The organism is Chryseobacterium sp. 22458, from assembly GCF_052044975.1.
GTDB lineage: Bacteria > Bacteroidota > Bacteroidia > Flavobacteriales > Weeksellaceae > Chryseobacterium.
On the sequence record NZ_JBQEOA010000002.1, the window covers coordinates 335,463 to 348,587 of the forward strand.

General features: G+C 37.9%; 7 protein-coding genes. 3 read left to right on the plus strand and 4 right to left on the minus strand.

The features are described 5' to 3' along the window. Window positions 1-11: 11 nt before the first annotated feature. The 4 genes from tamL to ccoN all read right to left on the minus strand — a co-directional run bounded on the left by tamL (window position 12) and on the right by ccoN (window position 10,845). Window positions 12-2,339 carry a translocation and assembly module lipoprotein TamL gene (gene tamL / locus ACTJJF_RS08855; protein WP_440699413.1) on the minus strand — a complete coding sequence of 776 codons (2,328 nt, stop codon included), beginning with the start codon at window positions 2,337-2,339 and terminating at the stop codon, window positions 12-14. Continuing rightward, window positions 2,339-7,366 carry a translocation/assembly module TamB domain-containing protein gene (locus ACTJJF_RS08860; RefSeq protein ID WP_440699414.1) on the minus strand — a complete coding sequence of 1,676 codons (5,028 nt, stop codon included), beginning with the start codon at window positions 7,364-7,366 and terminating at the stop codon, window positions 2,339-2,341. The genes tamL and ACTJJF_RS08860 overlap by 1 nt, the downstream gene beginning before the upstream one ends. A gap of 292 nt (window positions 7,367-7,658) precedes the next feature. Beyond that, window positions 7,659-8,546 (minus strand): cbb3-type cytochrome c oxidase N-terminal domain-containing protein, encoded by an 888-nt coding sequence (locus ACTJJF_RS08865; protein WP_440699415.1) that lies wholly within the window; start codon window positions 8,544-8,546, stop codon window positions 7,659-7,661. A gap of 19 nt (window positions 8,547-8,565) precedes the next feature. Next, window positions 8,566-10,845 carry a cytochrome-c oxidase, cbb3-type subunit I gene (ccoN, locus tag ACTJJF_RS08870; RefSeq protein WP_440699416.1) on the minus strand — a complete coding sequence of 760 codons (2,280 nt, stop codon included), beginning with the start codon at window positions 10,843-10,845 and terminating at the stop codon, window positions 8,566-8,568. A gap of 184 nt (window positions 10,846-11,029) precedes the next feature. Here ccoN and ACTJJF_RS08875 point away from each other — a divergent pair, with 184 nt between their 5' ends. The 3 genes from ACTJJF_RS08875 to ACTJJF_RS08885 all read left to right on the plus strand — a co-directional run bounded on the left by ACTJJF_RS08875 (window position 11,030) and on the right by ACTJJF_RS08885 (window position 13,121). Beyond that, on the plus strand, window positions 11,030-11,329 hold the full coding sequence (locus tag ACTJJF_RS08875) for a helix-turn-helix domain-containing protein (RefSeq protein WP_312298518.1): 300 nt from the start codon (window positions 11,030-11,032) through the stop codon (window positions 11,327-11,329). Between the two features lie 183 nt (window positions 11,330-11,512). Then, entirely contained in the window at window positions 11,513-12,589 is a 1,077-nt protein-coding gene (locus tag ACTJJF_RS08880) for a hypothetical protein (RefSeq protein WP_440699417.1), read from the plus strand. A gap of 25 nt (window positions 12,590-12,614) precedes the next feature. After that, window positions 12,615-13,121, plus strand: coding sequence for a DUF4280 domain-containing protein (locus ACTJJF_RS08885; protein ID WP_440699418.1), 507 nt, complete (start codon window positions 12,615-12,617; stop codon window positions 13,119-13,121). Window positions 13,122-13,125: the final 4 nt, after the last annotated feature.

Sequence of the window (13,125 nt, forward strand, 5' to 3'; positions counted from 1 at the left end):
ATCAAATTATATTAAAATGGATATCCGATGGCAATATTAAGAACCAGATTGTCTTTTCTCCAGTTAGAATCTCCAAAGTTAATTTTATCAAATGCCCATCGGTTTCCTTTTTCGTAATAAGGAACTCTTAATGGCATAGCCAGATCCAGTCTTAAGATCAGGATAGAAAAATCAAGTCTCAGACCAACTCCTGCACCTACAGCAATTTCGTTTAAAAAATCCTTTGAAAACTTAGCGCCAGGTCTTTTATCATCATCGTGAAGCAGCCAGATATTTCCGGCATCTACAAAAACGGCAGCATTCAAAAATTTATAAAGATTGGCTCTGTACTCAGCATTTAATTCAAGTTTGATATCTCCGGATTGGTCAAAGTAAGTACCCGGCTCTAGAGTTCTCGGATCAAAACTTCCCGGTCCCAGTGTTCTTGCACGGAATGCTCTGATACTGTTACTTCCTCCTGAGAAAAACTGCTTGGAGAAAGGAATGAATTCTGAGTTTCCATAAGGATAAGCAATTCCACCAATGAATCTCGTAGCCAGTGAAGATTTTTCAGTGAACTTATGATAGAACCTGAAATCATTTTCAATCTTTACATATTGACTGAAAGGAATGCCGAATATTTTCTTTTCTTTATCTTTTTTTACATCTGCTCCGGTAACCAGACCTGTGATATTTCCTGCCAGATCAAGCGTTCCTTTATAATAAATAGTATTTCTTTTAGGAAGCATTGTATTGGTATAGGTATAAGAATAGGTAGGTCCGAAAATTAGCTGTTTATCAACAATTCGTCGCATAGCGGGATTGTTAGCAGACTTAATTTGGTATTCTTCTGTAACATTTGCCGGAGAGACCAATGTAATATCAATCACTTTCAGATCATGCTCCTTTCTCGCATTTTCTTTCCATAAATATCCGAAAGAAGCGGTAAAATTATTAAGGGTGTAATATTTCGTCCTGTTCTGGAACTCATATCCCAAGGTGATATTTGTTCTTGGCACAAATTCACTGGAAGAATGAAAACGGAAAGGCGCTACAATTCTCGGAATGGAAAGCTGCGCATTCGCTCCCGCACGGAAAATGTTGTTGGCATCCTGTGCTCCTCCCATCTGGAAATCAAAAGCTCCGAAGATGGCTGCTTTGAATTGTTCTGCCCCTCTGAAGAAATTCCGGTGGGTCCAGTTCAGATTAAGTTCACTACCTGCATAGTTGGCGGAGTTTGTTCTTCCCAAAGCTTCAAGACGTAAAGACTGGATCTGTCTGGGTGTTAGTAAATAATAAGCATCAAACTTATGGCTTAAAGAATCAGAAGTAATAAATTCATTTTTCACAAACTTGAAAACGCCAAGATTGATTAATCGGTTCAGGGTAAGATTGTGGTTGGAACGGTTATAAAGATCCCCTTTTTTGAAATATAAAGCCCTGTCGAAGATTTTCGGTTTAAACTTATGCTGAGGATCAATTACATAGATGTCATCAAAAGCATATTTGGAAAGAGAATCCTTGTCCATCGGAATACTGTACTTTCCGTCTTTTACATCCTGGATATTATAATTGGGAAAAACAATCACCTTATCAATACTGAATTGCTGAGTCGCCAGATCAGGGGTGTTGTCTTTAAGTTTTACATTAAGCTCTACCTTATGGTTTTTGCTTACTGTGCTATCTGCCTGTACAATAATATTATCCGGGTGAAAATAGTAAAAACCTCTTTCCTTTAAACCATTATCTATTCTTTCTCTCTCTGCTTTGATCACATCCAGATCAAATGGTTTTCCGTCTTTTAGAAGAGTTTTATTCGTTAAATTCTGAATCTCCTGATTCACAAGCGTAGAATCTTTCTGGAATTTTACCCCGTCAATCAGATATCTTGCACCAGGTCTTACCGTATAGATAACCTGGGCTTTTTTATTTTTTGAAACCGTATCGTAGGTAGCCCGTGCGTTGAAGTATCCCTTGTTTTCAGAATAATTTTCAATGATTTCTCTATTGAACTCACGGTCTACATCTCCCAGCAATACAGGTTTCTCACCCATTTTATATTTAAGCCAGTAATTAAAGCCTTTATCTTTTTTAGGCTCTTTGGCTATATTATAAAAATACAGCTTGGGACGCATCCCCAAAAATGTAGAATTGGGTTTGGGAGTAAGGTTGTCTTCCAGTGCGGTCTGAAGATCCTTTTTTTCTTTTTTTGAAATAGTGTCGTTTTCGATTTTTACCTCAGCACCTGTATACAGCATCTGGCCTTCTTTCAAAAACCTGGTATTGCTGCAGGAAACTACTGCCGAAGCCAATCCGGAAACCAACAGATATTTACAATAGGTATGAAATGTATTACTCATTATTTAAATTCTACCACTTGGTTATTTTGATTCTTTTTAGGCTTTTTCTCTTTAGACTTCTGGAAAATCTCCCGGAACTTGTCATAATCCAGCGTGATGATAAACCCAACTCCGGTTTCGATGATCTGCCCCTGAAGAGCTACCTGATATTCATCTTTACGGTAAGCACGCAGCATATATCTTCCGTCGTTGGAAAGACTGTAATCTACAGAGACATTACCGGCAATATTTGTCATATTTTCATTCTGGCGGGCCTGGCCTTCCAGTCCGAAATTACTTCCTACCGTTACTTTCAGACGATCATTCAATAGTTTTTTACTAATATCCACATTCAGGTCTGTTCGGGTATTTTTCTGTCCGGTAGAATAATCTTCCGAAGAATCAAGACCGAAATTAAGGTCAACCCCTTTGATCAGTCCTGAAGCAAGATTGTTCAGCTGTTGGGAAAGGATCTTACTTACACTCTGTCTTGCCATTGTTTCTGCAGACATTCCGGCACCGCTTTCAAAAGGATTCTCTCCGATAAAACGGTTCAGAAGAAGTAAAGCAAATACCTGCTTATTCATTTCAGATTCTTGAGTTCTGAGCTGAGCAAGCTTCTGATCAATAACATCCTTTACATTCGTAGAAATAGAATTATTCTTTTCCTCTGTGGTGATATCAAAACTAAGCTGAGGTTTTAAAAGTTCACCTTTCATTTTCAATAAAGTATTAAAAGGTATTCTCTGCTTATACTGATTCATTTCGGATGCACTCTGCCCGCCGACCTGCTGTTCTACAAGATCAATAGGAGGAGCTTCGGTTTTATACACGGCGGTAATATCCATTATGGCCATGGTAGGTTCTCCGGTCCAGGTGATTGTACTTCCTTTCTGGATATCAAATTTACGTTTCAGGAAGCTTACTGTAAGATCATAACTTCCTTTTTCTACTTCATAAACTCCTACCAGAGTTGTTTTTCCTGAAGGGTCTATTCCTCCCGTCAGTTCCGCTTCTCCCTGAAGCTGTACAAAATCTCCATTGGCTTTATCGATGATCAGTGACAGCTTAGCTTCTTTGCTTACTTCAATATTGACACTTACATCCATCCCTTTGATGCGGCTTTGTGCATTAAGAGAGTCTGCTTTTACGGTTTTATTTAAAACAACCTGATCCTGATCGATGAATTCCACAATGCCGTCTCTTTCCTGTAACGATGGCGTAGACTGTGGAAGTACAAATGTGAAATCCGTATTGTCGGCAACACTCAGTCTTCCGTCTACTTTTGGTAAATCCAGATTTCCACGGATACGAAGACCGGCATCAATAGCCAGAATACCATACATCATGGCATCATTGGATTTCTCCGAATTGACAACTTTGAAGTCTTTGGCATTTACATTCAGATTAAACGCAAAGTCTCTGTAGGTCTGGGTAAGAACCTCCCCGTCTACAACAAGGGCATTGCCGTCTTTATCGTTAATTTTAAACTTATTAAATTCAATACCACGGCTGGTAAAATCAATTTCATCATTAAGCTTTCTGAAATCACTTCCTGTTTTGGCAATTTCCAGTCCGGCATCATTGAATTTTACTTTTCCTAAAATATTCGGTTTATCAGAAGTTCCCGTAATCTTCAGATTCCCGGAGAGATAACCTTCCGTATTGGTAATCGCATTCATTGAAAACCCTTGAATGCTCTTCATCTGCAGCTGATTGATGGCCATATTCAGGTCGAATGTATTTGAAGAAGTATTGTAATCTCCAAGGATTTTCACATCATTATTATTTCCGGAAAGGGCAATGTCAGCATTTAAAATTTTAGGTGAAGAATTGTTGACCTTCACAGCAAGATTTCCCACCGGGCTTCCGTATACAATCAGATCCGAAATGTTCAGGTCCGAAGTAAAGGTCATATCCTTCATCAAATCCCTTAGCTGAGCTGTTCCGTTGATGGTACCTCTTGCAAGTACAGTATCCTTTTTAATGAGTTCAGTAATGGTTTCAATTTTAAAATCTTTCAGCGAAACGTTCAAAGGGCTACTTGGGCTTTCATTCTCAGATTGAATGGAAATCTCACTTCCTGCATTGGACAGAATAAAATTATCGGCGAAAATTCCTTTGCTGCTGATCTGGATCTTATTGTTTTCCGCAACCTTCCAGTCATTGTAATTAAGTTTTAATCCATTTGGATTTAAAGAAACTTCCGTAATATCATTCAATGATTTTGCACTTCCTGCAATAAGGAAGCGGGTAGCATCTTTTTCATCCCTGGTCGTGACATTGTAGTTGATCGTATTATCTGACACATCTCCGTTGATATCGATCTTGCTGATTGAAAAGCTTGAACTTTTTAAAGAAGCTACATTCAGGCTGTACTGCAATGCCTGGTTTTCATTGGTTACTTTTAAAACTCCTTTTTCAATCGTATTTTCACCATAGAGCAGCTGCGGAATCTGACCGTCGATTTCAATTTTCTGCGAATCCGCATCATAGTTTCCTGTCAAATTAATGGTTTCAAAGCTTTTCAGATCAGGAACAAATTTTCGGATAATATCATCATTTTTAATCTTCGCCGTAAAGGCAAAATGCTGTCCCGGATCAATTTTCTGGCTCTTATCCGGTTTCTGGAACTGATAATACTGGTTGATAGTCTGCGTTAAAGCTCCAAAAATCTGGGTAAGTTTATATTTTCCTTTCAATTCCAGATCTGCAACCTGAGAATTCAAAATAATCTGGGTAGAATCTGCTGTGGATGAAGCTTTCAAATTAACTTCCTGTACCGGATAAACCTCTTTGGTATCAGAAAATGCAAAATTCTCCAGGTTTAAATATCCGTTCAGGTTATTCGGATCAAGGCTTGTAAAATCACCATCTATTTTTCCGGCAATGATCATCGGTTTTTCATAGAAGCCAAGCTTGTTGACATCCAGTTTTATTACCTCACCGTTCACCTTTACCGTCGGATTCTTTTCATTATACACCCCTGATGCGGTAAGCAGTAAGCTGGCATTCGGATCTTTTGAATCCAAAACCACATGGTAAGCACCCTTGTTGATCTTACCTGTTAAATTCATATTCTGATAGCGGTAACCTTTATACACGGCAGAAGCAACATGTCCTTTTAAGTCTGCGTTGGCATTTTTAAAGTCAAAACTTTCTCCTTTTGCCGCAATCTGTGCCGTAACCGGACCAATATCTTTATTCTGAATGATTTTTCCTACCTGTACCCCCTGAAGATTGGCTTTCACATCATATAATTCATGATTTTTTCTGCGCATATCAACGTTGGCAATAACGGCTGCATTACCCAGAGTGGAGTAGAGGTTGAGGTCAGCATTCACTACTTTGGTAGTTCCCCTGACATTTCCTTTAATGCTGAAGTGGGAAGGAAGTGAAATATTGGATGGGATTGTATTTTTCGGAACAAGGTTAAAGATGGTCTTAGCCTCAGAAGAAAATTCCCCGATTCTCAAATCATAATACAGCTGATCTGGATTCATCGCATTTTTAACCTTTCCTGAAGCAAGAACTCTCAGCTGATCCAGGCCTGATACTTTCAGATCCTGAATGAGCAGATCATTTACACTGCCTTTTACATTGGCATTAACATTGAGAATGGCATTCGGATATTTGTTGAACGGAACTGTATTTCTTAAAGTAGGTACCAGATTCAGAATATCAGAAAAACCGATTTTGGAATCTTTAATATTGGCTGAAATCTTTACTGCTCCGAGATTTGAGCTCAGCTGATCAATGGAGTTGTAATTTAAAATAACTTCGTTACGCAGTAAAGTTTTTGGAGTCTGAAGATAAAGGTCTTTGAGGTAAGCCTCTTTTTCTGCATAGACAAAATCTGTATTGAACTTCTGAATATCCAGACCTCTTGCTTCCCGGATCTCTGCAGAATTCACCGTTCCTGCAAAAGTGTTGTTTTCCATTTTGAAACTTCTCACTTCCACATTCATTTTTGAGAAATTCAGGTGGTTGAAGTCCATGCCTTGTTGGGTAGGAGCAATAGCGGTATTGTTGTAAGTTGCCTTTACATCATTCAGAACGAGTTTTCCTAAAAGCAGTTTCATCGCTTTGTCCTGGTCTGAAGCTTTTGAAACTTCAGGTTCATTGGTCTTTTTCGGATTCGCATTCTGGGCAGGAAGATAAAGATTGGCATTGATATCTGCCCCGGAAAGGAAGACATTGGCAATATGGTAAGCATTGTTTTCAAGATCAAGTTTATTGACCTTTGTACTTAATTCCTTAAATAAAACCTTGGCAAAAGTTTTGGTATTGTCATCCCCATAATCAATATCAAAGTTAGTAAGCTTGATACCTCTTAACCCGATATTCATTGGTTTCTTTTCATTGAGAGAATCTACTTTTTTCTCAACCTTCTTAGAAACTTCCTCTACGATACCCTGCTTTAACTTTAATTGCAATCCATCCAGATTAATATCATTGACGGCATAAGTATTTTTGTTGAGATCGAATTTTTTTACTCTTGTATCAAAAGATTTGAAATAGAGCTTAATATCATTCTTCGATTGCTGGTCGTTGAACGTGACTTCTATATCTTTTAAATTAATTTTATCAAGGGAAATAATGAAAGGCTTGGAAGGGCTTTCTTCTTTATCGCTGGTAGCAAAAGCATCGATGATATAGTCAAAATTAAACTTGCCATCCGGTTTTCGAACTACATTGGCTCTTGCACCTTCCAGATCTACAGATGTAATATCTGCCGTGGAGTTGATCAGTTTCAGCATATGTAAACCTACGTCCAGCTTTTTAACCGCTAAAAGAGTATCTACATCCTGTCCTTTGAGGTAAAGATTTTCCATCACAAGGCTGTTGGGAAAGCCAATGTAAACCCTTTCAAGGCTTACCGGAGTCTTGATCTTTTTTTCAAGATAGACAATAAGCCGGTCTTTGATGAAGTTCTGAACGACGGGAAGCCGTAAGCTTAATATCAACAGGGTAAGAAGAACCAATATTGAAATAAAGGTTATTGCAATACGCCTTAAAAGTTTTCTTTTGTTGATTCTTAGTTTCAAATGGAATGGGTTTGTAACAAAGATAATAATACTAATTTATTCATTCTTTGTTGTGGTACCCTTAGCGAATGCAAAAATCCTGCCTTGGCTGCCTTATTATGGAATTTTTAGTTTGTAGTTGTCAAGTGAATAGTTGAGTAAGACGAGCCAAGGTGCGGATTTTTATGCTTTAAAATGCCCCCTTTATATCATTTTTTAATGTTGAAAAGGTTAGTTAGCAAAAATGAAAATTCAAATGTTAGTGTTGTTGTAAAGGGGGCATGGCATGGTTTGTATATTGAGATAAAAATTTTTATTCGTTTCCGTTTTCCCATTTTACTTCTTCTCCCTGTGGTGTGGCACCACCTTGAGCCGGAGTGATAGGAGCTGTTTCCTGATTGATATGGTAGATATAGGCTGCAATTTTTTCAGCATCCCTTCCCGTAATGGTTCCTTCTTTGATGAAAGGTCTCATCGTAGGGTTGTTGGGAGAGCCGTTTTCAAGCATCCAGAATACATTTTTAAACAGACTTTTCTCTTTGATATTGATCCAGTGGGTGTCAGTAAGGTTAGGACCGATACCTCCTTTTCCGCCGTCTCCATGGCAGGTTACACAGTTGGTTTTGAAAAGTTCCTGGCCTTCTGCAATATGATCTGCGCTGTATTTTGCGGTTTCCAGATCGATCTGAGGTGCATTTTTTTCATATTCTTCGATGGAAGCTAACATAGTCTTTGCTTCTTTGGTGTACTCAGCATCCGGGTGGGCATAGTCCGTAAAGGCAAAAGCAGTCAGGTACACCACGCAGAATATACATCCGAACCAGAACAGGCCAATCCACCATTTCGGAAGAGAATTATCAAGCTCTGTAATACCATCGAAACCATGGTCAATAAGAATATCTTTTTCTTCGGTCACAGACTGCTTTTTGAAGGCAGAGTTCCATAGTTTCTGATAGTAAGGAACGCTTTTTTCTATCAGGTATTTTTGTTTTTCATCTTCAGGGAGACGGCTGAAGCTTTCATTTTCAATCAGATCTCCTATAGAGTTCATGATAAGAAGAAGGATGATGGCAATCAGGATCAGCGCCCAGAAAAATGGTGATGAAAAGTAACCTGAATCGCTGGCGAACATTTCAAAGGCCATGATCGTTAAGCCTATCGTTGTTGCGATATATATTGAAATTGGGGTTCTCGTTTTCATGACAATACAATTTTAATAATTACTCTACGCTTGCAGTTTGAATCTGTGTAGTTTTGATGTCCGTACCTAATCTCTGAAGGTAGGCGATCATTGCTACAATTTCTCTTTGTTCCAATGGGATATAAGCTGTTCCTTTTGCTGTTTTTTCTTTCGTCATCTGATCTTTTACATCAGTAGCTTCTGCATAAATTCTCTGTACAATTGCTTTCGACTGATTGTCTGCCCATTGATTCGCTGAATCGATCTGAGCTTTTGTATACGGTACATCAAAAGAGTTTTTCATCAGCTTCATTTTATCCACCATTTGCGTACGGTCCAGTTTGTTGGTAATCAGCCATGGAAAACGTGGCATGATAGAACCTGCGGAAGTAATCCTTGGGTTGTACATATGTTTGAAGTGCCATGAATCCGGGTTTCTGCCTCCTTCTCTGTGAAGATCCGGACCGGTTCTTTTAGATCCCCAAAGGAATGGTCTGTCATATACAAATTCTCCGGCTTTCGAATATTGTCCGTTTTTACCTTCAAATCTTAATACCTCATCACGGAACGGCCTGATCATCTGTGAGTGACATGAGTTGCAGCCTTCACGGATGTAAAGATCTCTTCCTTCAAGTTCCAGAGGTGTGTATGGTTTTACTGCGGTAATGGAAGGAACACTTTGCTTCAGTGATAAGGTTGGAATGATTTCCACAAGTCCACCGATCGCTACAGTAATAAAAGCTAAGACAGCAAGTAGGGTAGGCGTTCTTTCCAGCCATAAGTGCACTCCTTCTCCTTCCTTTCTTCCGGTTCCGATATTGGCTAATGCAGGAGCTTCCGCAGGAACTTCTTTCTGGAAGGAACCTGCTTTAACTGTTCTGATGACATTGATCACCATTAAGATGGCTCCGGACAGGTAAAGTACTCCACCTAAGAACCTCATTTTAAAGTAGGGAATAATTGCCGTTACAGTATCTAACCAGTTTTTCCATAATAAAGTTCCGTCCGGGTTAAATTGTTTCCACATCAATCCCTGTGTGAATCCTGAGATATACATCGGAACTGCATAGAAAATGATTCCTAATGTTCCCAGCCAAAAGTGCCAGTTGGCCATTTTTTTAGACCAGAGCGGCGTTCTCCACATAATCGGAACCAGATAATATACCACTCCGAATGCCATAAAGCCATTCCATCCAAGAGCCCCCAGGTGTACGTGACCGATCACCCAGTCGGTATAATGCCCGATTTTATTTAATGATTTTGTTGCTAATAAAGGCCCTTCAAAAGTTGCCATACCATAGCAGGTAACAGCCACTACAAAGAATTTAAGGATAGGATTTTCTCTTACTTTATCCCATGCTCCTCTCAAGGTAAGAAGACCGTTCAGCATTCCTCCCCATGACGGAGCGATCAGCATAATAGAGAATCCTGTTCCCACAGCCTGAGCCCATGCCGGTAATGCTGTATATTGCAGGTGGTGAGGCCCGGCCCACAGGTATACAAAGATCAGCGACCAGAAGTGAATAATGGATAATTTGTATGAGAATACCGGTCGCTGAGCTGCTTTTGGCATAAAGTAATACATCAGACCTAATACAGGAGTGGTTAGTACGAATGCTACCGCATTATGCCCATACCACCATTGTACCAATGCATCTTTTACACCTGAATATACAGAATAAGATTTCCAGCTTGTGAAAGATAACGGAACTTCCAGATTGTTGAAGATGTGAAGCATTGCTACAGCAATCCATGTGGCCATATAGAACCAGATGGCTACGTATAAATGTCTTACTCTTCTTTTGGCAATTGTTCCGAACATATTGATTCCGAAGATGACCCATGAGAACGTAATTAAAATATCAATAGGCCACTCATGTTCGGCGTATTCTTTAGAAGTATTGATTCCCATCAGGAAGGTAATCACCACGGTGATGATCATCAACTGCCATGACCAGAAGTGAATCCATGAAAGCGTATCACTATACATTCTTGTTTTCAGTAACCGCTGCATACTGTAATAAGCACCGCAGAAGAAGGAATTACATACGAAAGCAAAGATGACGGCACTTGTGTGAAGCATTCTGATTCTTCCGAAGCCCATCGCTCCCTGTGTATTGATCAATCCCTGAATATTACCCGATGCTAAACTTTTAATTGTGGTATCATCCGTCCCGAATAAAAATTCAGGCAATTCAGGATAAAAAAGCATCAATGCGGCCGTAAGCCCAAGCAGAAATCCTACAAGTCCGAATGCGATAGTAGCATAGAGGAATGCTCTGACAATATTATTGTCATAATTAAATTTTTGCGTCTCCATAAATTCCAATAGTGTTTACCGAAGTGATATTTTCTCTGAAAAGAGGCTTATTTTTTAGCTTTTTCTATGATGAAAATAAATATCATGTAACGTGTATAATGTTTTGCCAAAGGTATTTATTAACTTTGTTAGAGGCTAATAGATAATCTTCTAAAATATACCGAAAACTACTAAAACAGAAACGATGAAAGTATGTGGACAAAATATCAGAAAAATCCGTAGGAGTAAAGATCTTACGCAGGAGTATATGGCTTTTGAAATGGGGATTTCCCAGAAGGCATACTCTGATATTGAGAATTCTAAAGTGAAAATCAACCTCGAAATCCTGACTAAAATCTCAGCTATTTTAGACATTAAACCTTCCGATATCTGCAGCATCTCTCATCAATGTGGAACGAATGACAATTATGAAGACAAATACCAGGGACTTTTGGAGTATATGAAAAAAAATAATATTTCGGTTCCGAAGGAATTTTTAGAATAAAATTGAATTTTTGTCCCTGCATTTCTTATTGTATATCTATTTTGGCTGTTTTGTCTGGATTATAAAAATCGGAAACCAATGATATTCTAATCAATAGTTCTACTACAGTTTTAAAATTTATCAAAAATTTCCATTTCTAATATTATATTTTATCTATATTTAGTGATATAAAACACAAAATGTATGATAACTTATTACACTCAATCAGGAGAATCTCTTGCTGATCTCTGTAATGAGATGCAACTTGAAAATCCGGAATACTTAAGGGAATATCATAACCAAAATTGTCTATTGTCTGAACGCTTTGAGGGAGATCTTGCTCAGGGAATGAAACTTTATATTCCATCAACATCTGAAATTCTCAAGCTCAACAAAAAAATCAGAGATAATAATCAAAGCTTTTATGATTTCCCGGCTAAAGGAAAATTCCCTTTTGACTTTAAATTCTGGGAAGGAACTTATCAAATTACTCAGACTACCTGTTCTGATGATATCATTCTATCAAAGTATGAAAACAAAGTAAGATTAGATCTTGAAGGAATTAAAAATGGATATTATCATTTTCTCTTTTCAGCATTTGATTTCAGAAAAAATGAGGACATTTCAGATTCCAAATTGGACACCCTTGCCAAAATGTGCATAGAAGTTATTTATCCGATTCGATATATTATAGATCGTGACGGAAAACTTATTGATATAGCGCTGACAAAGAAAACAGAAGATATGTTTTCTGAAATGAATTTCATAAAGAACTTTTTCCCCGATCAATATTCCTCTGATTATATTGAAAAGATGAAAGATATTGTAGAAAGTTCCGAAATTATTTCACAGAAGTTTAAAAATACGCTATTTAACTCTTTTATGTTTGGTGAATTCTACAGAACTCAATTAGGAAATTGGGTTACTTCAAATGTTTATTATGATTTTTATCCCTGGATTTTTGATGCTCAGCCAATACGATTTGAATTTCAAAACATATTATTATCTAAAGATATTGTAGATGATGAAAGAGTAAAGATTCAACAAAAAGGGAGTTCTATTGATAGTCGAAATTTGGAAGGATTACATTTTATAGATTCCAGGTTTAATGAGAAAACAGATATAGAAAAGAAACCTATAGATTGCGAACATTTTGCAGAATATATTTTTAACAGAGAAAATTTGTCATTGTATAAAATTGAAGCAGGATTTCAATATTTCGGGCATGAAAATATCCGAAGAGAAGATATTTTATTAGAAAGAATTACAGATAACTATTAAATTTAAAAAACACCCAAATCACAAAATGATGTCAGAAAATTCATCCCCTCACGATGGTAAATATTTCGTGGTCCAAAAAGGAAAAGCAAAGTGCAATCAAGGCAACCAGTTTCCACAGTTTAAAGTAACCTCACACCAGAAACATTATTGGAATAATAGAGAAGGGCAAGCCGATTACTTAGCCGTTACAGAAGATGATATACAGTTTACTCCATCTGGACCTAGTTTTGGGCAGTGCAAGTTAAAACCAAGTTCTGGAGGTTATTTACCATGTGCTTTTGCTCCTGCAGGAAAATGGCAGAAATCTTATGAAAAAACTAAAGTCATGAACAAAAGTTGTATTACAGAACTTTCTGAACTGATGTGTACAACAGGAGGAAAAATAACCATAAAAGAACATGGGCAAACTGCGGAGGTAACCCAACAGAATATCAGAAATGCAGATCCAAAACAGCAACAGAATATTAATCCATTGCTTGACTACAAAGAATTTCAGGATGAACAGGAAGAAGATGTAAATATCTGCGAATAAACAC

Bases quoted from the DNA above. Each gene is read 5' to 3' on its own strand.
- tamL (WP_440699413.1), bottom strand. From the start codon at position 2,339: ATGAGTAATACATTTCATACCTATTGTAAATATCTGTTGGTTTCCGGA.
- ACTJJF_RS08865 (WP_440699415.1), bottom strand. From the start codon at position 8,546: ATGAAAACGAGAACCCCAATTTCAATATATATCGCAACAACGATAGGC.
- ccoN (WP_440699416.1), bottom strand. From the start codon at position 10,845: ATGGAGACGCAAAAATTTAATTATGACAATAATATTGTCAGAGCATTC.
- ACTJJF_RS08875 (WP_312298518.1), top strand. From the start codon at position 11,030: ATGAAAGTATGTGGACAAAATATCAGAAAAATCCGTAGGAGTAAAGAT.
- ACTJJF_RS08880 (WP_440699417.1), top strand. From the start codon at position 11,513: ATGATAACTTATTACACTCAATCAGGAGAATCTCTTGCTGATCTCTGT.
- ACTJJF_RS08885 (WP_440699418.1), top strand. From the start codon at position 12,615: ATGATGTCAGAAAATTCATCCCCTCACGATGGTAAATATTTCGTGGTC.